The following is a 20430-nucleotide window of genomic DNA, read 5'->3' as shown; positions in this document are numbered from 1 at the left end:
CGTTCTGGTCCAGAGCCGCCGGAATGCCAAAGCTGCAAAGCGTTTGATGCTAAAGCTTCTGAAAGGGCAAGGTCGTTCGCCCCGTGTGATGATCATCGACAAGCTCCGGTCCTATGGCGCCGCAAAACGCGACATCATGCCCCGTGTCGAACATCGCTCGCACAAAGGCTTGAACAATCGGGCGGAAAACTCCCATCAGCCGATCCGAAGGCGTGAGAGGATCATGACACGCTTCAAGTCAGCAAGGCAGCTTCAACGCTTTGTTTCCATCCACGCCCCGATTGCCAACCTCTTTCACATTCCCCGTCACGACATCTCATCCACCCAGCATCGTGAGCTGCGAGCAACAGCCATGGAAACATCGCGCCAGATCGCACGCCTGCACGCCGCCTGACCGAAGGCAGGATCCAAAATCGTACCCGCCCCGCGTTAAGTTTACGGTGCCGTCTGATGCTCACACGCTATGACCGCTCAGAGCCCCGAACAGCAACAGCATCCAGATGCGCATTGTTGTGCAACTTGGAAGTACAACAACGCCTGCTCCCCGCTGCACGACGGTTTAGAGCAACCGACTCTGTTCAAGACCGAGAATTAGCACTACTGCTCCGGTAGCGGCTGGGCAGTACACCCTTTGTCTCGCGGAAGGCCTTGCTGAAATGGCTTAGATTGTCGAAGCCAACGGCGTAGGCCGCTTCGGTGACGCTGGAGCCTGCGGAAAGAAGTGTTGCGGCGACATCGAGCCGTGTCGCACGAAGATGGGCATGGACGGACTTGCCGATCGCCAGGCGAAATCCTTCCTTGAGGCGGCGCTCATTGAGGCCGACCTCGCGGGCCAGCCGAGCGATGGTCCAGTCGGCGCTATAATGCTGTTCGATCAGCGTCATGGCCGCACGAAGCCGCTTCAGTTCCTCTCCCGTCAGGGGTTTGAGCGGCGAACCATCGGACTGGCGGGTCACGGCATCAAGGCCGATACTGACGGCCTGGATAGCCTTGCCATAGAGATAGGCGCGGCGCGCCAGACCTGCGCCGAAGCGGCATTGCAGAACATCGGCGGCGACGGTCAGCAGTTCGGCAGGCGCCTTGAAGCCGACCAGGAAAATATCCTGATCCGGCAGGCTGTGCTCTGTCATCACGGCACCGCCAAGGCGCGCGAGCGAAATGCCGCCCAGTGTTTTGAGTAGCGGTTTTTCCAGGCGGATATCCACGATGCTCAGGCGGTGGCCGGCATCGACATGGTTTTCGCCACGCGTAACCCGGTCGCAGGCGAAGAAAACGGCAGTTCCAGGCTTCACGCTGAGCGGCTTGGCCCCATCGACTGACAAGGTTCCCGCGCCGTCGAGAAAGACGGAAAGGGAAAAGGTCGCGGGGCCTTCTGGCCGGAAAACCAGATCTTCAGGCGGTGTCACGTCGATCGTGTAGATGGTCACGTCGTCGCCGGGCTGCTCGATCCGCGTCGCGTCGCGCCAGCCAAGCTGGTTGATTTCCGCATCGACGCATGTCTTCCAACTGGTCGAGTCCTGCATCGCAACGGCATCTGCCGTTTCCTTCACCGAAGTCTCAATGCCGCTCATGCGTTGGTCCCTTGCGTGGCCATTTTTAGTCCGGATTCCGTCAATTCGCGTCCGGAAAACGTTAGCCTTTGCATTTATTAACTGGAATACGGAACTCAAGTTTATTTCGCAGGCATTGGGGATTCAATATGTTGCGCGGTAGAAAAATGGCCTTGACGGCATCGGTGTGCCTTCTGGCGCTTTCCGGGGCGGATTCTCGCGCGCAGGACGCCGAAGGCGAGACGGTTCTGGAGAAAATTACCATTACCGCCACCAAGCGCGAGCAGGAGATCGGCAAGGTCGATGCCTCTGTCACGGTCGTCACCGGCGAGGAACTTGCGCAGCGCGGCGTGCGCACGGTGGACGATCTCCAGAAGGTGTTTCCCGGCGTCAGCATGGGCAATCGCGGCAACCGCGTCTATTCCAACGTGACGGTGCGGGGCATTTCCTCGCCGGATTATTTCAATCCGACCGTTCAGGTCTATGTTGACGGTGTGCCGCAACTGCCCTCGACCTTTGCGCAAATGCTGACCGATGTGGAGCGCGTCGAGCTCTTGCGTGGCCCGCAGGGAACGCTTTATGGGGCAAATGCCTATGGCGGCGTGATCAACATCATCACAAAGCGTAGAGACGAAAACCGCTTCTATGTCGAAACGAATGTCTCGCTGGACGAACCCTCCGTTGAGATCGGCGGAACGGCGGTGGTGGTGCCGGACGCGCTTTACTTCGATTATGCAGCCAGTTTCCGTCACTTCTCCGGCGATATCGATGATGCAACAACCGGCAAGGATGACATCAACACCTCCAATAATGGTTATGGCAGGGCCACGCTCCGTTATGCGCCGACCGGTGGCGATTTTGACGCAGCCGTGAGCTATTCGAAGGAGAAGCTGCTGTCTCACGAGGAGCTCTATTCGTTCCAGCCCGATGTGGACGACCGGATCTACCGGAGCGGTGTCTACGGAGACATTCCCGATCTTCGTCGCGATGTGACCACGCTTTCCGGTCAGTGGAATTACCATTTTGGCGATTTCACCTTGTCCGGCATCACAGGCTATCAGAAAAGCGATGTGGAGCGGGACTTCTCCGCCGGTGCGGGCAGCCGTTATGAGTGGCCGCAGGATGATGAGACGATCTCGCAGGAACTGCGCCTGAGCTATGAAGGCGATCTGTTCAGCGGTGTCGCCGGCTTATGGTACAGCCACAACGATTTCATGGGCTGGAAGAGCGCAATTGCACCCTATTACGGAGCATCGACCAACAATATCGTAACAGATAGCGTTGCCGCCTTTGGCGAGGTCACTTGGCATGCCACCGAGCAGCTCGACCTGACAGGGGGTCTGCGCGCGACCTACGATCGCTCGAGCATCGACGCTTTCCGTGCCGATAGCTACGGCACGGGCATGGGATTCGATTTCGAGCGCGCTTCAGATTTCACCAGCCTCCAGCCAAAATTCGCTGTCGGCTATCAGCTGACGCCCGATGTGCGTCTGTTCGGCGTGGTCTCGCGCGGCTACAAGCCCGGCGGTTTCAACCACAGCATTTCCTCGTCCATCGACGCGGCACCCTATGATCCAGAATCGAACTGGAACTTTGAGGCTGGCTTCAAGTCCACGCTTCTCAACGGCGATCTGGATCTATCGGCGAGCGTCTATCACATCCGCTCCTCCGACAAGCAGATCTATGTCGGCATGGTCGGGCAGCAGTTCATCCGCAATGCTGGGGAGGCTACCAGCACCGGCATCGAACTGGAGGCGGCATGGCGCGCCACCGAAAAGCTGACGCTGACCGGCAATGCCGCCTTCGGGCGCTCCAAGTTTACCGATTTCACCGATCCCTATACCGGCACGTCTTATGACGGTAACCGCATTCCCTATGCGCCTGATATCACCGCCCACCTGAACATTGCCTATGTGCTGAGCGACACTCTGTTCGACGGCACGTTGACGGCCAACGGTGCGGCCAATGTCTATTCGAAAACCTGGTTCGACGAGGCCAATGCCACCGGACAATCGGGTTACGCGACCTTCGACGTCAGCCTCGATTTTGCGAAGGCCGACGGGTTTTCGGCAAAGCTCTACGTCCAGAACATCGCTGACACATCCTACAAGACTTCAGGTTATGTGAATGGTGCCTCTGAGCTTGGCACGCTGGGCAAGGGGCGTACCTTCGGCCTGACATTGCGCAAGGAATTCTGACCAGGCCATGCGCGCATCTTCGACTGTACCCCTGCCGCGCCTTCTGCTCGCGGCCGGCGGCATCTATACCGCTCAGAGTCTCGTTGGCGGATTGACGTTCCTCGGCGTTCCCGCCGTGCTGCGCGCTGAAAATGTGGCGCTCGAACGGATCGGTCTCGTTTCGCTTGCCATGCTGATTTGGGCCCTGAAGTTTCTCTGGGCCGGACCGGTTGAACGATGGCGCATCGGTACAGGCGGACGGCGCCGTTCGCGGGTTCTGATCCTTGCCGGAGAGGCCGTCGTCGTCCTGGCTCTCATGGCCTTTGGCCTTGTCGGGGGGGCGGATTTTTCGATTGTTCTTGCGCTTCTGGTCCTCATGGCACTGGCATCGGCCACGGTGGACATCGCCTGTGATGCCTTCCTGATCGAACAGTTTCCCGAAAACCGACGAGGACTGGCCAATGTGGCGCAGGTTGGCGGCGGCTATCTCGGCATGATCTTCGGCAGCGGTCTGTTCGTTGCCGTCTATGCGGCCTTCGGCTGGTTGGTGGCATCCTTCGTTCTGGCCGCGCTCGTTCTTCTGTTTTCAGTGCCGATGGCAACGGTTCGTGAAGTCACCGTGCCGACCGCACCACTCTCCACTGCCGGATTGCTGAATGCCGTGCGGCGGCCCGAGATCCGGATCGGCATCCTCATGGCGATCACATTCGAACTGGGCGGGCGGCTGGCGCAGGCGCTGGCCGGGCCGTTTCTGGTCGATGCCGGTTTGCCGCTTGCAACGCTCGGTCTGCTGAACGGCGGCGGCGGCGTGGCGGCGGGGCTTGCCGGCACTGCAGCCGGTGGTGCGCTTGCCCACCGGTTCGGGGCGGTCCGGGCTATGCTGTCTGTTGCCGGCCTTCATGTGCTTTCACTTGTGGCGCTGGCTAGCGCCGTTTTGCTTGCCTCCGACCATCTCTATCTTTTCGTCAGCCTGTTTGTCATCGAGAGCGCCGTCATGGCGGCCGGGTTCGTCACCAGTTATGCGCGGTTGATGTCACTTGCCTCTCCTAAGCAGCCGGGTGTCGATTTCACGCTTTTCCAATGCGCCAGTGCAATTGCCGCCGCGATCTGCGGCATGAGCGGTGCGATGTTGGCGGCAAGAGCCGGCTATGCCCCGGTCTTTGCTCTGGCGGCCTCACTGGCAGCAATCGTGCCGCCGCTGCTTATCCACTTCGAGCGTCTCTTGAGAAAGGAAGTTTTACAATGACCAGACCGCTTGCCGTGATTGTCGGTGCCGGTGTCGCCGGTCTTGCTGCCGCATGGTGGCTGGACAAGGCCGGTTGGCGCTCGCTCGTGGTCGAGCGTGCGGCTGAGCTGCGTCAGAATGGCTATATGCTCGGCCTCTCCGGCCTAGGTTTTGAGACTGTCAGCCGCATGGGCCTGATCGAGACGCTGGAGGCTGCGTCATACCGGATCGATGAGAACATTTATAAGGACAGCAAGGGGCGTGAACTGTTGCGCTTGCGGTATCGCGATTTCATTCGGGACCTTCCTTATCTCGCCATACGCCGAAACGATCTCGTGCGAGCGCTGGCCAAAAGCTTGCCCGCCACGGCTGAAATCCGTTTCGGTGAAACGGTGGCCGGTTTTAAGGACAAGGGCACGCATGTTGACGTGACCCTGACCAGCGGTGAGACGGTGACGGCAGATCTTTTGATCGGTGCCGATGGTTTCCGTTCGCACACGCGGCAGGCCCTGTTCGGGCCGGATGGCGACTGTCTTCAGCCGCTTGGTTATTATTTCTCGGTCTATGACGTTGGCGCTCCAAAGGATTTCGAGACCGATTTCGTATCCTATGCGGAACCGGGACATCTCGCCGAATATTATGCGCTGCATGGCGGTCGTCTTGCCGCCATGCATGTCTGGCGCGACGAGCGCAGCGGATTGGAACGGGTGCCGGACAAAATGGCTTTGCTCAACAGCGTCAGTGCGACCAGCCATCCGCAGGTTCGCGCACTGCTTGAGCAGGCCGGGAGTGCAGACGATCCCATCTTTGTGGACAGCCTGACCATGGTTGACCTGCCGCAATGGTCGAAGGGCCGGGTGCTTCTTCTTGGCGATGCCGCGCATTGTCTGACACTTGTTTCGGGGCAGGGGGCAGGTATGGCACTCGCCTCTGCGGAAATATTAGCGCAAGCCCTCAAAGAGTGCGGCGACCTGACCGGGGCCCTTGCACGTCACGAGGCGCGTCTGAGGCCGATCATCGGCCGACTTCAGGCGAGAAGCCATAAGATGGCTGCGGTTTTTATTCCGCAAGGCGTCCTTGCGTTTCGCCTGCGCAATTTCGTGCTGCGCCATATGCCGCGCGCTTTGCTTGGACGGTATTTCAGCAGCGCGATACGGTCGGAAATCGAGCTGGCGCGAATGCGATCGAACTGAACAAGTTCCAGCGTTGTCGCTTCTGAAAGTCAGCGGCAATCTTCTGCTGTTGGATTGACACGACAGGCCGAAGCCGGTCGTCACCCCACGCGACCTATTCATACCCGAGCTGCAGTCAATACGCTGAGCGTGAAGAGCCGGTATTCTCAGTGATTTGTCGTTAGAACTACCTGTCAATGGTTCAAATGCTTTTACATCAGGATTTTTGTCAATTGTTCATTCGAGTGGCATCGAATTTCTCTTTCGTAGGCGGATCCAAGGTCTGAGCCCATAGCAATTACCGGCCCGGTTCTCGGGCCTATACAACCTCACATCAGGTCGCCGCTCTCACGCGGCTGCACCATTATCCCGCTTTCCACGGGCACGGCTCAGGAGAACGGGACCAAACTCAAGGTCGGCGTTGAAAGCCAAAAGGATTCCCGGTCCGTTCACCTGGATCCGTCAGGGCTGATCAGGCCCTGACGGATTAGAAACTGTGTTTCGCAGCTGCTTGTGTTTCAGGCGGTTTTTATGATTGCACCTTCGATGACGACGCCGGAGCTCACATACTTCCAGAGGGCCACGAGCAGCTTACGCGCGAGCGCAACGATCATCGGCGTCTTTAAGTGGCATCGTCAACTTAACGGAATGTGGAATTCGATGTGCGAATGACGGGCCATGACATACCGTGATCCTCTCTATCGCCGCCATCGCTTTCCCGATGAAATCATTGCTCACGCCGTGTGGCTCTATTTCCGTTTTCCTCTCAGCCTGCGGATGGTTGAGGGCTTGCTGGCTGCCCGTGGGATCATTGTCTCTCATCAGACGGTCCGGCTGTGGGCGGAGAAGTTTGGCCGCACCTTTGCCAACGAGATCCGTCGGCAATCATCCGGTCGGCTTGGGGACAAGTGGCATCTCGATGAACCCGTTGTTTCAATTCGCGGCAAGAAGCATTGGCTGTGGCGCGCAGTTGATCAGGACGGTTTCGTATTGGAGGTTTTCTTGCAAAGCCGCCGAAATGCAAAGGCCGCCAAGCGCCTGATGCGCAAGCTTCTGAAGGGCCAGAGACGGTCACCGCGGGTGATGATCACAGACAAGCTGCTATCCTACTGCGCTGCAAAGCGGGAGATCATGCCCGGTGTTGAGCATCGTTCCCACAAAGGGTTGAACAATCGGGCGGAGAATTCGCACCAACCAATCCGGCGGCGAGAGCGGATCATGAAGCGCTTCAAATCTCGGCGCCATCTACAACGATTTGTCTCTATCCATGACCCGATCGCCAACCTGTTCCACATCCCGCGCCACGACATAAATCCCGGCCATCATCGCGAACTGCGCGCGGAGGCGACGAGCCTGTGGGCGAAAATTGCCCGAGTATGAGAGATATCTGCGGATAGCGTCTTTCGCTGGCCCTTCGTCCATTAAGTTTACGATGCCCTGAAAAGACATATGACTACTGCCCCTCGCGAGGAGAGGGTTCTAGGTTCGAATTGGTTCAAGGCGACAGACCTTTGATCCGCTTATTACCGTTTGGGACCACGAGAACAAAAAGTCTTACCTCAGCTCTGCCGCTTTAAATCTTGCCGAACAGCAGGGAGCGGTGCAGCCCTGCGCCGGCAAGGTTTCCGTCGCCGACGGCGAGTGCAACGGATGCCATCGGCCTTGCGGCATCGCCGCAGGCGAAGACGCCCGGCATGCTGGTTTCCTTCATCGGGTCCGTCTTGATCACCGATCCAATTGGCCCCTGCTCGAAATCGAGACCGAGTTCCTTAGGGATCGGGCTGGTCATCTCGAAGGGCGCTAGTGCAAATAGCCCGGCAAAGGACAAGGTGTGTCCATCGGCAAGCCGGATGTCGGCATGGCCGGTGATCGCTTCGATGAGATTGCGTTCGACCGACACACCACGTTCGGCCAGGTTTTGGAGCTGTTCTGCATTCGGTTCGAAGGCGCCGTTGACCAGCAATGTCGTCGGCCCCCAGTCGGGCAGCATCAGCGCGTGATGCATTGGCAATTCTGATCCCGCGATGACGCCGATCCTGCCCTCGTTCAGCTCATAGCCGTGGCAATAGGGGCAATGGAACACAGCCTTGCCCCAGCGTTCCGCAAGGCCTTGGATCTCAGGCAGGATATCCCTCACTCCGGTTGCCAGCAGCAGCCGGCGCGCGCGATACCGCTGACCATTGGCCAGGACCTCGAAGCCCGCGTCCGATGCGTCGATCGCCTCGACCCTTGCAGCACTGTCCGCCCGCGCAGAAAGCCAGTTCACGGTCTTGTATTCCATCACCTGTACCCGCGCATCAGCGGCGATCTTCGCGGGTTCTGCGCCGTCCTGCGTCAGGAAACCATGTGAGTGGCTTGCAAAGCGATTGCGACGCCTGCCCTCGTCAATGACCAGCACATTGCGCCGGGCGCGGCCGAGCTGAAGGGCGGCGGAAAGGCCGGCATAGCTGCCGCCGATGATGATGACGTCGTGAATGGGATCGCCCATGACATGCTCCTTGGTTCTCGATACAACATAAGTTACGTGATTGGGGAGTCAATAGTCATGCAACCTTTCTTGTGACATGACACCGTTGGGCGTGGTATCGAACGTTTTGCGAGTACGTTTGGTCGTCTGGGATGTTGGACAGGAAATATTGCGATGCGACACGATAGCCGGCTATCCAGGATGCTGCATGTGATGATCCATATGGGCCATCATGACGGCGCCATGACGTCGGACATGATCGCGTGCATGCTGAACGCCAACCCGGTTGTTATCCGCCGCACGATGGCGGGCCTGCGCGAGCAGGGCTATGTCCGCTCGGAAAAAGGTCATGGTGGGGGTTGGACCCTCTCAAAACCGCTGGAGGAGCTGACGCTCCTCGACATCTATCGCGCCGTCGGCGAACCCTCCGTCTTTGCCGTCGGCCCCGCCTATGACATGCCGGGTTGCCTGATTGAACGGGCGGTGAATGCCACTTTGAAGGATGTCTTCGCGGAAGCCGAGCAATTGCTTCTCACCCGGTTTGCCGGCGTGACGCTGGCCGAGATTGCCAAAGACTTTCCTCCCGGCAGCCTTGTGGACGGACCACGTTGCGACTGAAAATTGAAAACGGTGTAGGGTTCGGCACCTATGCGGGGCCGAAAGGCTTCATGGAGCCCTTAGGCTGGCAGGTTCATCTTTTCCTCGCCACCATCATGAATCGTCCCTGCGCGAACGACAGCAGCGAAAAGCGTTCTGCCCAGGTGGCGCGGATCAGTTGGGCGCGGGTCACGGTGTCAATCGGAAGGAAGGCGATCTCGCTGAAGCCGGCGCTTTGCAGGAGAGGTATCTGTCCGACATCAGCGCCCTTGAGACAGATCGTGTTTAATTGAGAGGAGAGGATTTCTGGTTCATCGTAGCTCGATCAAAGGAAGCGAAGATGAGACAGAAAGCCGGGCCGCAGAAACCTGCTGCCGAACACGTCATCAAGGACATCCGCCGTGCGACGCGCAAGCATCACTCGGCCGAGGATAAAATCCGCATTGTGCTGGAAGGCCTGCGTGGCGAGGAGAGCATTGCGGCTCTTTGCCGTCGCGAAGGCATTGCCGAGAGCCTTTATTACAGTTGGTCGAAGGAATTTCTGGAAGCAGGCAAGAAGGTCCCTGAACATTAAAGGGGCACAGATATACGGTAAGCGGATCAGATCGCGAACGGCAGTGGTCGGAAGCCCGAATCGTCGAGCGCAGGCTTGTCCTCCCATATGTAATCGCCGGTGAGATTTACGTGCTCCCAGGTGAGCGGTGACATGCTCGATAGCAGATGATCGGGCACGTGGTGCCCGGCGGCACGCAAAGCCTCGACCACGCGGCCGATGTAGATCGTGTTCCAGTGGATGATGGCGGTGACGACTAGGTTGAGAGCGGATGCCCGGATCGACAGATTTTCCTGGCTGCGATCTCGGAAGCGACCGAGGCGATGGAGATTGACCGCACGCACGAGGCTGTTGCGGCTTTCCCCTTTGTTCAGCTCTGCCGTTGTCGTCTTTCTCAGATCCTCGTCATTGATCCAGTCCAGGGTAAACAGAGTTCGCTCGATCCGGCCCATCTGGCGTAGTGCCTGAGAAAAGCCACTTTGCCTGGTTGTCGCCGACAGCCTTTTGAGCATGAGCGAGGCGCTGACGGTGCGCGTGCGCAGCGAAGTCATCAGGCGCAGAATATCGTCCCAATGCGCTCGGATCAGGTCGGCATCGATGCGATCGCCCATGACATTCTGGAGAATTCCATATTGCTTGCCAGGTCCGAAGCCATAGAGGCATCGCCCGTCGAGATCAGGAATGCGTGGCACGAATGCGAAGCCGAGCGCATGGCAAAGGGCGAAGACAAGATCGCTGACGCCACCGCCATCGACATGATGGCGAACGATGTCGAGGCCAGCATCCGTTTCGAGAAGGGCGTCGAGAACATGGACTGCCTCACTCGCCGTGGCGGCGATGATTTTGGTATGGAAGGGAGCATATCGGCCTGAGATCGCCGTGTAGAGCTTGATAATCGGGTTGTTTCCGTAACGACCGTTGACGCTGCCGGCGATTTCGCCGCCATCGCCGAGATGGATATGTTGCCCATCAGAGGATGATATTGTGTGCGAACCGAAGATGGGAGCAAATGGCGCAGCGTGCTGAGCCTCGACCAGCCTGGCGAGGGCCAACGTGAAGGTTTCCTCCCTGAAGTGCCAGATTGCCATCTGCTGCAGCTGGCGGCGTGTGATGCCGGGGCAAGCCAGCGCCATCTTCGAGAAGCCGAGATTGGTGGCCTCGGCGATCAGCGCGGCATAGAACACACGCATGTCGCTTGGCGTCCGCCCTGTCTGAAGGTGCTCGAACAGCGAGCTGAAACCGGTCATTCGATCCACGTCAGCGACAAGATCCGTCAACCTGATCGGCGGCATGCTGCTCGCCACTCTCTTTGCGAAGGCGAGTGCGGCTTCGCTCTCGATGGTTTTGGCCGCTGGCACCCGCAAGCCCTTTGCGCCGATCCGTGTGTCGCCTCGACCGGTCTCCAGCCGGCTTGCTGCCTCACGGAGTTTTTGATCGAGTGTCTCGACTTTCTGGGCGAGGTAAATCTCGACATCGACCGGAATGGCAACCGGAATGCGGGCCTCGGCTTTGATGATGGCGTAAGTCTGGTGGGAAATCATGCCCTCATCGAGGGCACGATATGTGCGGGAGCCTTTGATCCAGATCTCGTTGGCAGCGATCCGGTTCTTCAGCTCGACGATGACGAAGAGTTCCAGCATCTTGCTATCGACCGAGCCATCTGGTGTCCTGATCTCCTTGCTCCAGCGCTTGTCGACCAGATCGAGTGCGCCTTTCGTCCAGGGGGCCTCTACAGATCGACGGCGGCTCTTTACACGAGCCGCCATCTGCACCACCACGCTAATGAAATCACGGTTCTGACGATTGCCCTCGAATGTGAAGGCTGCCAAGAATGGGGCCGCAAAGCGTCGGATACGCATGTATTGCGCCGGTAGATAGGCGATTAGATCATCGTCCTTGCGGGTGCGGGAAGCTGCCTTTGCAGCCGCGGTTGCCTGCATCAATTGCTCCCAGCCACCGACTGCATTGACCGCCTCGTCGAGGGTAGGCCCGTGTCCCGCCTGGCGGCAATGGACTCACCAAAGCTCGCGAAGAAATCCAGCGCGGAAGTTGCCGAGGTGGCGGTTTCCAGAAGTTGTTTGTCCCGCTCGGCCTCGGCCCGCCGAAACGCCTTGCCGATCAGGATTTCAAACATAGCGATCGCTGAATCCGTGAGGGCTATTTCCGTCTCCAGAAGGAAGGCTGCCAAGGTAGCATATCGGCGTCCTGGCCGCATTTGCTCGAAGTTCTGAGCGGTCAGGCGGCGACCTTCCTGGGCCATGCGGCTGACAGGATGCGTCGGGACAGCCTGAAGCACATCACTGGAAAGGCCGACATGTCGCACGGCCTCAAGCCGATCGATCAATCCTCGCATGGCTGCGTCGCCAGCTTTTCCGGGCGGTTCACGTAACCACGAAACGCCGCTCTGGCGGACGCGTGGTCCGATACCGAGCAGCGCCTCCATCCTGACAATGATGTCCGGCGTCAGTCTTCCGGTAACATCGGCGAACAGCGCTTCCTCAGCCTCAGTGCATGCCTGCCCGGCCATCCGTTCGATCACGGTGATGCCGGGAATGACGATACGCCGCCGGCGCATCTCATCGGCCAGAGCGGCGACGACGAATTTGTCCTTGGTCGAGGCGATTGCCACACCCCGCGCAAAGGCCAGAAGGTCGGCGCGCGCCGGGTGGCTCAGTTCGCTGAAGCCGTAATGCTGGCGAAGGACGGCCAGTTGCTCGTAGCGGGTGGGTGCTCTCTGTGCAAAGGTAGCAAGAGCTTCCGGCTCGATCTGGAGCTGATCGGCCAGAAAGGTGATTGAGCTTTCCGGGATGACCTCCCCGCGCTGGATGAGACGGCCAGGATAACGGAGCGCACAAAGCTGAAGCGCCAGGCCAAGGCGAGTATCGTCTCGCCGGCGCGTTTCAAGAAGACGATGGTCTTCATCGTTGAGGCTCCAATGGCGGATCAGGGTGTCGTCGTCGGTGGGCAGGGCGAGAAAGTTCTGCTGTTCGGCATCCGTCAAAATCATGCGGCGAGGCATCGGCGCTCCATATGTCATAAAAACAATGGAGAAAACCGTTCGCGGAGCTTACTTTGCAAGACGGGTTATGTGACAATCTACAGGCTTTGGCGCGGCCAAATCAAAATTGTCACGCAGACGGACGTATAAATGACAGCTTTAATTGGATATGCGCGGGTGTCGAAAGCCGACGGTAGCCAAGTGCATGACCTCCAGCGTGACTCGCTGGGACAGGCTGGTGTCGAGGCCGGCAACATTTACGAGGATGCCGCATCGGGCAAGAAAGAGGACCGTCCGGGTCTCGCGGCTTGCCTGAAGGCGCTGCGCCGTGGTGACACCCTTGTCGTGTGGAAGCTTGATCGGCTCGGCCGTGATCTCCGTCACCTCGTCAATCTGGTCGATGATTTGACCCAACGACAGATCGGCCTCAAGGTGCTGGCTGGCGAAGGCGCGTCAATCGACACCTCGACAGCGAATGGCCGACTGGTGTTTGGCATATTCGCCGCTCTCGCCGAGTTCGAGCGAGCATTGATCGTCGAGCGGACCAAAGCAGGCCTCGCCGCCGCTCGCGCACGTGGCCGGAATGGCGGAGCGCCGTTCAAGATGACGCCCGCAAAGCTACGTCTGGCTCAGGCCTCCATGGGAAAGCCAGAGACCAAAGTAGCCGACCTCTGCAGCGAGCTCGGTATCACCCGGCAGACTCTTTATCGATTCGTTGGGCCAAAAGGCGAGTTGAGGGCCGACGGTGAAAAACTGCTAGCACGTCGTAAACGGGGAATTCATTCCAAGGAAACAAAAGAATCCGAACCCCAGAGCGTTGTTATAGAATGAGCAAAAGAGAGAAAGTTTGCCCTGTTGTCCTCAGAGTGTCGAAAGAAGTGTTGGAGGTTCTCGCGTTTATTCATCCTTCGGCTGGAAAACAGTTTGTGAAGGGGACGATTGAAAATGGAGAGACACCGCGGCAAGCAGCCGAAAGAGAGCTGAGGGAAGAAAGCGGGTTGGTTGTTCAGTCGCCGATGATTTTTTTGGGAGTACAAGAGATCGGGAATGACCGTGTTCCATGGCACTTCTTCAGCCACTACAGCGCACCTGCGCTAGACGCTTGGATTCACGTTACGGAAGACGATCATGGCCACTCGTTTACGTTTTTCTGGCATCCGATAGGGCAACCACTTGATCAAGACTGGCATCCTATTTTCCACGAAGCCTTTGAATTCTTTGTTCCTCGTATCCCATTCTTGGGCTGAGCTGCGTTCAGCATTCGCCCAGCGATCCGCCTACCGTATATCTGTGCCCCTTTAATGTTCAGGGGCCACCTTGACCCACGGATGAGAGCAACGATTCAGCGAAGCTTATGTAGGTTTTCTGTTCTGTTGCTACTCAAACCCCTGAATTGAAATTTTTGTCAGCGAGTCTTCCGCTCATCGAAAAGGATAAATCCATTTTACATAACTCCACCTTCATCTCTATCGAGAGAATCGATATAATCGATAACAGACTGCATATTTTCTACAAATAACTTCATCTCTTCTTTATTTAAACGATAATCATTAGACCAATCATTTTGAAATAAAGTTATAACTGAGTAATAATCTCCATTTTTATTTTTCGCCAAAGATATTACAATTTCTCTATCTTGATTTTTTAATATTGTTTTTTTAATAATAAAATTTGAAGATGTAATTTTTATTGGAATTCTTGATTGTAGCCCCTTGAATATCCCCATAAACGATGAGAAAAATCCCATTAAGATTCCCTCCCTTTTTTTGATTTTGAGCAAAATCAAATTTCAGCATCGCCGTCGTATGTTCTTCTGTTAATTGATCCAGAATGCAGCCAATTACTGGAAATACAAACAATAGACGTTAGCATCGTAAAGCATCGATTTCAGGATTTGGATCTATATATTTTCGCCATCCCCCACATTGAGCGTATCGCCATCCTTGAAATGGCTTTGTTGCTCCAGCAGGCTTGAGGCGAATGACAGGATGAGAGGCTGAAGCTCCCTGAGTTGCCCAGTAAATCCATGCGCTTCGATTTCCATCACGCCAAAATCCGACAGGCCTTTGGTCGAGGCAAAGATACCGGGGCGAGGAAAGCTTCCCTCGGCTTCCCGTGCAAAAAAGCAAGACAAAAACAGCATCAGCGCTATTTGATCGGCCTGTTGCAGCATCGGAAAGGCCAGTTTTGTTGGCAGCAATGCTCCCGACGACGCGTAGTTCACCCCAATGGCCGAAGGCGAGACGGATAAAGTGGCGGAAAGCAGGCGCTGAAGAATCAAGGCCCGGTGTTTTGGGCTGTTCCCGCCCGCAGTCGAGACCACAATATGCGCCCGATGCTTGCTCAACTCATCCCACGCCGTTGGCCAGAACCAGGCATTGACGAATTGTGGATCCGCAGCCTGCATAGGAGCAGGAGCATCCATGCACATAACAGTGCAGAGCACACCTTCATAAACAAAAATAAACAAAGGATCCTGGCCTTTGCCACCCTCTATCTCGGAGGCTGCAGCGGGAAAAGCATTGCGCAAGACATCTTCCAAGCGCCCACGACCTGCAAAGCCTGAATCTCCCAAAAACACCAGAGCCATCATTGCCTCTGAAGGCAGCGTCTGTTCCGTTTGAGCGCGTTGATGTGATGCCATAATTTTCTTTTCTGAACCGCACCGGGTTTGCCGGAGGCAACTTCGTTTAAGTCTGTCACCCATGGTCGACGCCGATCAATTTCTCAATCCATGAGCCTTGCCGCCCTGCCGCTGCGGCGTGTGGCGCTATTGTAGTACTCCGAGGCCTGCTGAACGGATCGATGCCGGGACTGCTCCATGGCCTCGGGCAGTGGAATGCCACGATTGGCCGCTTCAGTGAGATAACCGGAACGTAGACCATGGGCAGAAAACTCCCTCGGATCCAACCCGGCCAAGAGGGCGCGCTGCTTGACGATATCGTTGATGGCTTTTGGATCGAGCCCCCGTTTCGAAACATTGCCCCAGCGGTCAATCGCCCGAAATACGCTGCCACGCTCAATCCGGGCGGCCTCAAGCCAGGCATTGAGGGCATCGACGGGCCGACCGGTAAGATAGACCACTTCGCCACTGTCACCGCCGCTGGTTTTGGTTCGCCCCAAATGAATGGACAGCGAGGGGAGGGGAGCATCGCCATCAACGGGAATGGAGGCCTCTGTGTTCAGCTGCTCTGTCCGCAAACCTGCAATCTCGCTTCTGCGACGGCCGCCGGAAGCAAAGGCGACCATCAGAATGGCCCGGTCCCTCAGATCCTTGAGACTGTCCATGCGACAGGTGCCCAGCAGATGTGAGAGAACATCGACCGTGACTGCCTTGGCGCTTTTGCGCTTGCGCGGACGCGGCGTGGCGCGCACCGAAAGCCGGATGGCAGACTTGAGGGCAGGGGAGGAGAACGTGCCTTGTAATCCTCGCCATTTCGTGAGCGTTGACCAGCTCGCCAGACGCCGCCGCACCGTGTCAGGGGCATGCGGGCCCAATGATTTTAAAAAACCTTGAATGCGAAGCTTGCTCTCCACCGCCGCTGGCATACCATGCTGCGGATCGCTCAGGCGCTTTTCTGGATCCCAGAGATGGTGGGCAACGAATTTCAGGAGCAGGGCTTCTGGTGCTGGCCAGGGAAGAGAGCCTCCGATTGCAGCCAGAGACCAGGCCTGCAGATAGGCAAGATCAGACGTGAGCGCGCGCAGCGTGTTTTCGCCCATGCCTTGATTGACGAGGTGGCGGAGCGTCCCGACGTCTTGGTCCGTCAGGATTTCGGCGAGCTTGTCGCGCCGGTCGATCGGCAGCACTGACGCGATGGTGTCGAGTTGCTCGCCGCGGCGATGGACAGCGTCGTCGGCTGGTCGGTCAATCGCCATGGGCGAAGGGGCCGAGAACGACGACACTTTCCCTACGCGTTGCGGCAGCCAGTTTGCGGTCGAGTGTCGCCAGGGGAACGCTTCTATTAATTGCCAAAGCGAGATAAGCGGCGTCATAGGCACTGAGCGTGTGATTGGAAGCCAGAAGCAGAACTGAACCGTCACTGCCGATGCCCGCATCGTCGATTGGCAACCGACGAACTCGCTCCATTCCCAGAAGCGCGCTGCCAGGGGCAGTCCGACCCCGCCGCTCGGACATGGCAAGAATATTGCGGACCTCAAACCAGAACAGCGACGGCACGGGGCAGGGATCTGAAATCGATCCAATCACCGCCTCGGCCGCTTCGCTGTATTCTTCCGGCAACAGCCAGGCAGCAGCCAGGGATGCATCGATAACAAAGGACATTATCGACGGCCTTCGTCGCGCCAGGACATGATCTCTTCATGAGATGAGGGCGTTGCCCGGCCACGGGCAGCCCTCACCTCGTTGACGAGGAGCTGGAGATCGGTTTCCTTGCGGATCCGCGACAACCGTGCAATCGGGTCGCTACCGCGCGATATGATCACGTCTTCGCCGGCCTCCACCCGAACGAGTAGTTCGGACAGATGGGCCTTTGCTTCGGAAATCTTGACAGTGGTATTCATGGCGAGCTTCCCAGCAGTTGATGATTTTCGTTGAGGATAAAGCGGCCGCAATGGTTGGTCAACTGGTAGATCTGATCACCACCGATAAGGGTTACTTATCGGAGGTTAGAGACCTTGGGATCATTCATACAATGTACAGAACCGTAATGTGGATGTAGCTTTCGCTTAACGAATCATTTACCATAATTTCAATGTCTTACGATCTCGCCAGATTGCCCATCCAGAGCCTGCTGCGGCCGATGTCCGAGGCAGCGGTCGCGCTTGCCCGTCTCGACGAGCGCATTGCCCGCTCTCCCGTCGGCGAGGGCTTTCTGGAGCGTTCCCATTTCCTCGATGCCCATGCCTCGCTCTGGGTTGATGGCGAACTCGTCCATCTCGAAGACCTCGTCCTGCATGACGCGCTTCGAGATATCCGCGCACCCACCCACGAACTCACCATCGCCCGCGACATTCTGAAAACCCGACGCCGCATTGCTGCCCATGCACCCGCCTGGGCGCTGTCAAGCCCGGGCCTCGCCTCCCTCAGCGGCCGGCCGTGGGCCGGAGCATCATTGGGTGGAGACGGCGAGGGGTTGCCGGGCGGCGAGGTTGGGGTGGGCGATGCCCGGGCTGGGGTAGGGGAGCTGGAGGATGAGGCTGAAGATGGTCTGGGTGATGCGTTTGCCGCGATCGATGCGGTGCTCGCCCGATCCGGGGTCGCGATCGAAGAAGCGAAGAAGCCGGGCCGTGCCAGAAACGCTCCGGATAAGGATCCCTTCGTCTACGATCTCGACTGGGATGAGGACGAACGGCTGGAGGAGTGGCAAGCCGTCCTTGGCCGGACCCAGGATCTTCCGCCGGTCTTGCGGGCAATCGTCGCCCTCGATGCCTGGAATGAAATCGCCGTCCTCCAGCACGCACCCTGGCTCGGCCGGCTGCTCGCCGCCTCTGTCCTGCGCGAAGGCGGCGTTACCACCGTCGGCCATCTCGCCGCGATCAATCTTGGGCTCAAGGCCATCCCCGTGGATCGGCGCCGGCATCGTGATCGGGAGACACGGTTACTGGCGATATCAGCTGCGCTGACCATCGCTGCGGAGGCGGGATTGAAGGAGCATGACCGGCTGGTGCTGGCGCGCCAGATGATGATGCGAAAGCTTGAGGGACGCCGGACGTCATCCAGACTGCCGGAGCTCGTCGAGCTTGTCATGGCTAGGCCGCTGATCTCGGCTGGCATGGTGGCAAAGACGCTCGAGGTCACGCCGCAAGGGGCGCGGCGCATCGTGCAGGAGCTCGGACTTCGGGAGATGACGGGGAGGGGAAGGTTTCGAGCCTGGGGGATTATGTAGGTGATCCGATCATCGCCGCGGTCACCCCCAAGGACGTCAGAAGAACCATGGCTCGCCAGTGGGGATGGCCCACCCTTCACTCAGTCTCGGATTATGGCTAAGCCACTTCCAATCAACGGGGCATTGACTTCCAATCATCATGTTGCCGGCCATGGGGCTCGCCCTAGACCGAGGGCAGGTGGAAGACGCGTGGGCTTCTGCAAGATGTGTTCACCTTGGCGGGTAGCCTTTGATCGCTGATGTTTCAGTGATGAGCTTTGATTGTGGCGATGAGCGATAGACAGGCTTGCAATAGCTCATAGATGGCCGTATTTATGAGTTATAGAGGGGCTGGCTAAAACTCATGGAATGGAACTGGCAAAACGCTGATTGGCCAAATTTCCGGTATGATGCCGCAAGCCTGATGTCGTTAGAGCGGAAATTCCTCCAGTCCGCCGGCGAGGTCATTGGTGCAGTTCGGCATTTCAACGATGATGACAGCTACCAACTTCGTATTGAGTTACTCAGCGACGAAGCGGTCAAGACATCAGAGATCGAGGGGGAGTTTCTTGACCGGCTAAGTGTCCAGTCATCACTTCGCCGGCAGTTCGGGCTCGACGCCGATGATAGACAGGTACGCCCCCAAGAGCGCGGGATCGCCGAGATGATGGCGGATGTCTATCGAACCTGGCATAGGCCGTTGGGTCACGAGGGACTGTTCCGTTGGCATTCAATGCTGATGGCCGGAAATCGATACATTGAGACGATCGGCGCTTACCGCGAGCATGAAGACGCCATGCAGATCGTATCAGGTCGATTGGATAAACCCACAATCCATTTCGAGGCTCCTCCATCTCGCCAGGTTCAAGCTGAGATGGAGAACTTCATCACATGGTTCAATCAATCCGGACAAGATGGCCAAAAGCCGCTTCAAGCTTTGACACGTGCAGCGATAGGCCATCTCTATTTTGAAAGCATTCATCCATTTGAGGATGGGAACGGCCGAATAGGTCGCGCTCTCGCCGAGAAATCACTCGCACAAAACATTGGGCAACCAAGTTTGATTTCACTCGCCTTTACGATCGAGAAGAGGCGGAGAGCCTACTACTCGGAACTTGAGCGACACCAACGCACGCTTGATATCACCGGCTGGATCGTCTTCTTTTCAGAAACGATCTTGGATGCTCAACGGGCAACGCTTCAGCGCATAGATTTTTTCATTCAGAAGGCGAAATTCTACGACCGGTTTCGAGATCGACTGAACGAGCGGCAGGGAAAGGTGGTTGCGCGCATCTTCAAGGAAGGTACCGCGGGCTTCAAGGGTGGCCTAAGTGCGGAAAACTACATCTCGATCACAAGCACTTCTCGCGCTACAGCAACACGCGACCTTCAGCAGCTCGTTGAGATCGGTGCATTTACGCGGACGGGCGAACGTCGGCATACCCGCTATTCACTGGCATTGCAGAAGTAGTCTGCCGCAATCGAATGAACTTCGCCAAAATGATTGGTTCGGTCTACCGTCCGGCGCGGCTAAAGAGGGAGGCTATGACCGCTTTGCGCCTTCATTTCGGTCGTTCAGCCTGCGGGCCTCTCAATTTTCTCAATCGCAGGGGCAATAAATTCCCTGGATCGGGAACTCGACGTCAAGAGATGTCGTGCTTTCGTTTTTGCGATTTCAACAAGTGATAAGTTTTTTACTGCATTCGCCAGGGTGTGTGGCTTGATCGGCAGGTACCGCTTGTATTCTCATCGACTGCACTGCTGAACCGCGTCTATGAACCGCCCCGAGTTTTCCGGAGACCGTTTGGTTTAAGTTATGCGGCCATGGCCGTTGCGTCCAGCATGGCGTAGTATCGTTCTTCT

At 57.5% G+C, this 20430-nt stretch carries 18 protein-coding genes and 3 pseudogenes; 12 read left to right on the top strand and 9 right to left on the bottom strand.

Going from position 1 to position 20430, the window contains the following annotated elements; translation table 11 throughout:
* The coding region (locus E8M77_RS24305) for a transposase (RefSeq protein WP_246659354.1) at window positions 1-394 on the top strand (394 nt) is incomplete at its 5' end.
* A gap of 184 nt (window positions 395-578) precedes the next feature.
* Here E8M77_RS24305 and E8M77_RS21255 read toward each other — a convergent pair.
* Entirely contained in the window at window positions 579-1571 is a 993-nt protein-coding gene (locus E8M77_RS21255; RefSeq protein WP_137132633.1) for an AraC family transcriptional regulator, read from the bottom strand.
* Window positions 1572-1699: 128 nt separating this feature from the next.
* Here E8M77_RS21255 and E8M77_RS21250 point away from each other — a divergent pair, with 128 nt between their 5' ends.
* From E8M77_RS21250 to E8M77_RS21240, 3 genes are read left to right on the top strand one after another with little or no spacing between them, the layout of a single operon-like run.
* A complete protein-coding gene (locus tag E8M77_RS21250) occupies window positions 1700-3748 on the top strand; it encodes a TonB-dependent receptor (protein WP_246659353.1) in 2049 nt (682 codons plus the stop codon).
* Between the two features lie 7 nt (window positions 3749-3755).
* Window positions 3756-4973, top strand: coding sequence for an MFS transporter (locus E8M77_RS21245; RefSeq protein WP_137132632.1), 1218 nt, complete (start codon window positions 3756-3758; stop codon window positions 4971-4973).
* A complete protein-coding gene (locus tag E8M77_RS21240) occupies window positions 4970-6145 on the top strand; it encodes an FAD-dependent monooxygenase (RefSeq protein ID WP_137132631.1) in 1176 nt (391 codons plus the stop codon). Before E8M77_RS21245 ends, E8M77_RS21240 begins: the two co-directional genes overlap by 4 nt.
* Before the next feature lie 497 nt (window positions 6146-6642).
* Here the strand turns inward: E8M77_RS21240 and E8M77_RS23970 are convergent.
* Window positions 6643-6750, bottom strand: a pseudogene (locus tag E8M77_RS23970) (IS110 family transposase); the annotation flags it as partial.
* 52 nt (window positions 6751-6802) lie between these two features.
* Here E8M77_RS23970 and E8M77_RS21235 point away from each other — a divergent pair.
* On the top strand, window positions 6803-7504 hold the full coding sequence (locus E8M77_RS21235; protein ID WP_137132630.1) for an IS6 family transposase: 702 nt from the start codon (window positions 6803-6805) through the stop codon (window positions 7502-7504).
* A gap of 193 nt (window positions 7505-7697) precedes the next feature.
* On the opposite strand, the gene E8M77_RS21230 is transcribed toward E8M77_RS21235, so the two are convergent.
* Window positions 7698-8612, bottom strand: coding sequence for an NAD(P)/FAD-dependent oxidoreductase (locus tag E8M77_RS21230; protein WP_137132629.1), 915 nt, complete (start codon window positions 8610-8612; stop codon window positions 7698-7700).
* 153 nt (window positions 8613-8765) lie between these two features.
* Here E8M77_RS21230 and E8M77_RS21225 point away from each other — a divergent pair, with 153 nt between their 5' ends.
* The 3 genes and pseudogenes from E8M77_RS21225 to E8M77_RS21215 form a co-directional block, all read left to right on the top strand.
* Window positions 8766-9209: an Rrf2 family transcriptional regulator gene (locus tag E8M77_RS21225; protein WP_137132628.1), complete on the top strand. Its 444-nt coding sequence runs from the start codon at window positions 8766-8768 to the stop codon at window positions 9207-9209.
* Window positions 9200-9481, top strand: coding sequence for a hypothetical protein (locus tag E8M77_RS21220; RefSeq protein ID WP_137132627.1), 282 nt, complete (start codon window positions 9200-9202; stop codon window positions 9479-9481). The genes E8M77_RS21225 and E8M77_RS21220 overlap by 10 nt, the downstream gene beginning before the upstream one ends.
* 47 nt (window positions 9482-9528) lie before the next feature.
* A pseudogene (locus E8M77_RS21215) lies at window positions 9529-9747 on the top strand (transposase); the annotation flags it as partial.
* A gap of 41 nt (window positions 9748-9788) precedes the next feature.
* Here the strand turns inward: E8M77_RS21215 and E8M77_RS21210 are convergent.
* A pseudogene (locus E8M77_RS21210) lies at window positions 9789-12760 on the bottom strand (Tn3 family transposase).
* A gap of 129 nt (window positions 12761-12889) precedes the next feature.
* Between E8M77_RS21210 and E8M77_RS21205 the strand changes: the two are divergent.
* Together E8M77_RS21205 and E8M77_RS21200 are read left to right on the top strand one after the other, a co-directional pair.
* On the top strand, window positions 12890-13570 hold the full coding sequence (locus tag E8M77_RS21205; protein ID WP_137132626.1) for a recombinase family protein: 681 nt from the start codon (window positions 12890-12892) through the stop codon (window positions 13568-13570).
* Window positions 13567-13986, top strand: a complete 420-nt coding sequence (locus tag E8M77_RS21200; RefSeq protein ID WP_137132625.1) for an NUDIX domain-containing protein — start codon at window positions 13567-13569, stop codon at window positions 13984-13986. The genes E8M77_RS21205 and E8M77_RS21200 overlap by 4 nt, the downstream gene beginning before the upstream one ends.
* A gap of 197 nt (window positions 13987-14183) precedes the next feature.
* Here the strand turns inward: E8M77_RS21200 and E8M77_RS21195 are convergent, their stop codons facing one another.
* The 5 genes from E8M77_RS21195 to E8M77_RS21175 all read right to left on the bottom strand — a co-directional run bounded on the left by E8M77_RS21195 (window position 14184) and on the right by E8M77_RS21175 (window position 17263).
* Window positions 14184-14486 carry a hypothetical protein gene (locus E8M77_RS21195; protein ID WP_137132624.1) on the bottom strand — a complete coding sequence of 101 codons (303 nt, stop codon included), beginning with the start codon at window positions 14484-14486 and terminating at the stop codon, window positions 14184-14186.
* A 153-nt stretch (window positions 14487-14639) separates the two neighbouring features.
* Complete coding sequence (locus E8M77_RS21190) at window positions 14640-15446, bottom strand: DUF4261 domain-containing protein (protein ID WP_137132623.1); 807 nt, start codon at window positions 15444-15446, stop codon at window positions 14640-14642.
* Window positions 15447-15466: 20 nt separating this feature from the next.
* Window positions 15467-16618, bottom strand: a complete 1152-nt coding sequence (locus tag E8M77_RS21185) for a site-specific integrase (protein ID WP_137132622.1) — start codon at window positions 16616-16618, stop codon at window positions 15467-15469.
* Window positions 16608-17024 (bottom strand): type II toxin-antitoxin system VapC family toxin, encoded by a 417-nt coding sequence (locus E8M77_RS21180; protein ID WP_137132621.1) that lies wholly within the window; start codon window positions 17022-17024, stop codon window positions 16608-16610. Before E8M77_RS21180 ends, E8M77_RS21185 begins: the two co-directional genes overlap by 11 nt.
* Window positions 17024-17263 carry a type II toxin-antitoxin system prevent-host-death family antitoxin gene (locus E8M77_RS21175; protein ID WP_137132620.1) on the bottom strand — a complete coding sequence of 80 codons (240 nt, stop codon included), beginning with the start codon at window positions 17261-17263 and terminating at the stop codon, window positions 17024-17026. Before E8M77_RS21175 ends, E8M77_RS21180 begins: the two co-directional genes overlap by 1 nt.
* A gap of 182 nt (window positions 17264-17445) precedes the next feature.
* Between E8M77_RS21175 and E8M77_RS21170 the strand changes: the two genes are divergently transcribed.
* Together E8M77_RS21170 and E8M77_RS21165 are read left to right on the top strand one after the other, a co-directional pair.
* Window positions 17446-18588, top strand: coding sequence for an RHE_PE00001 family protein (locus E8M77_RS21170; protein ID WP_246659375.1), 1143 nt, complete (start codon window positions 17446-17448; stop codon window positions 18586-18588).
* A 343-nt stretch (window positions 18589-18931) separates the two neighbouring features.
* Complete coding sequence (locus tag E8M77_RS21165) at window positions 18932-20038, top strand: Fic family protein (protein ID WP_137132618.1); 1107 nt, start codon at window positions 18932-18934, stop codon at window positions 20036-20038.
* The last annotated feature ends 392 nt before the right edge of the window (window positions 20039-20430 follow it).

This window comes from Rhizobium sp. FY34 (assembly GCF_005222845.1).
In the GTDB taxonomy this organism is placed as follows: Bacteria; Pseudomonadota; Alphaproteobacteria; order Rhizobiales; family Rhizobiaceae; genus Neorhizobium.
Note: the sequence above shows the minus strand (reverse complement) of the source record. Positions and strands in the feature narration are given on the sequence as shown.

Coding starts and splice junctions, on each gene's coding strand:
- E8M77_RS21255 (WP_137132633.1), bottom strand. CDS start 1,571: ATGAGCGGCATTGAGACTTCGGTGAAGGAAACGGCAGATGCCGTTGCG.
- E8M77_RS21250 (WP_246659353.1), top strand. CDS start 1,700: ATGTTGCGCGGTAGAAAAATGGCCTTGACGGCATCGGTGTGCCTTCTG.
- E8M77_RS21245 (WP_137132632.1), top strand. CDS start 3,756: ATGCGCGCATCTTCGACTGTACCCCTGCCGCGCCTTCTGCTCGCGGCC.
- E8M77_RS21240 (WP_137132631.1), top strand. CDS start 4,970: ATGACCAGACCGCTTGCCGTGATTGTCGGTGCCGGTGTCGCCGGTCTT.
- E8M77_RS21235 (WP_137132630.1), top strand. CDS start 6,803: ATGACATACCGTGATCCTCTCTATCGCCGCCATCGCTTTCCCGATGAA.
- E8M77_RS21230 (WP_137132629.1), bottom strand. CDS start 8,612: ATGGGCGATCCCATTCACGACGTCATCATCATCGGCGGCAGCTATGCC.
- E8M77_RS21225 (WP_137132628.1), top strand. CDS start 8,766: ATGCGACACGATAGCCGGCTATCCAGGATGCTGCATGTGATGATCCAT.
- E8M77_RS21205 (WP_137132626.1), top strand. CDS start 12,890: ATGACAGCTTTAATTGGATATGCGCGGGTGTCGAAAGCCGACGGTAGC.
- E8M77_RS21200 (WP_137132625.1), top strand. CDS start 13,567: ATGAGCAAAAGAGAGAAAGTTTGCCCTGTTGTCCTCAGAGTGTCGAAA.
- E8M77_RS21195 (WP_137132624.1), bottom strand. CDS start 14,486: ATGGGATTTTTCTCATCGTTTATGGGGATATTCAAGGGGCTACAATCA.
- E8M77_RS21190 (WP_137132623.1), bottom strand. CDS start 15,446: ATGGGTGACAGACTTAAACGAAGTTGCCTCCGGCAAACCCGGTGCGGT.
- E8M77_RS21185 (WP_137132622.1), bottom strand. CDS start 16,618: ATGGCGATTGACCGACCAGCCGACGACGCTGTCCATCGCCGCGGCGAG.
- E8M77_RS21180 (WP_137132621.1), bottom strand. CDS start 17,024: ATGTCCTTTGTTATCGATGCATCCCTGGCTGCTGCCTGGCTGTTGCCG.
- E8M77_RS21175 (WP_137132620.1), bottom strand. CDS start 17,263: ATGAATACCACTGTCAAGATTTCCGAAGCAAAGGCCCATCTGTCCGAA.
- E8M77_RS21165 (WP_137132618.1), top strand. CDS start 18,932: ATGGAATGGAACTGGCAAAACGCTGATTGGCCAAATTTCCGGTATGAT.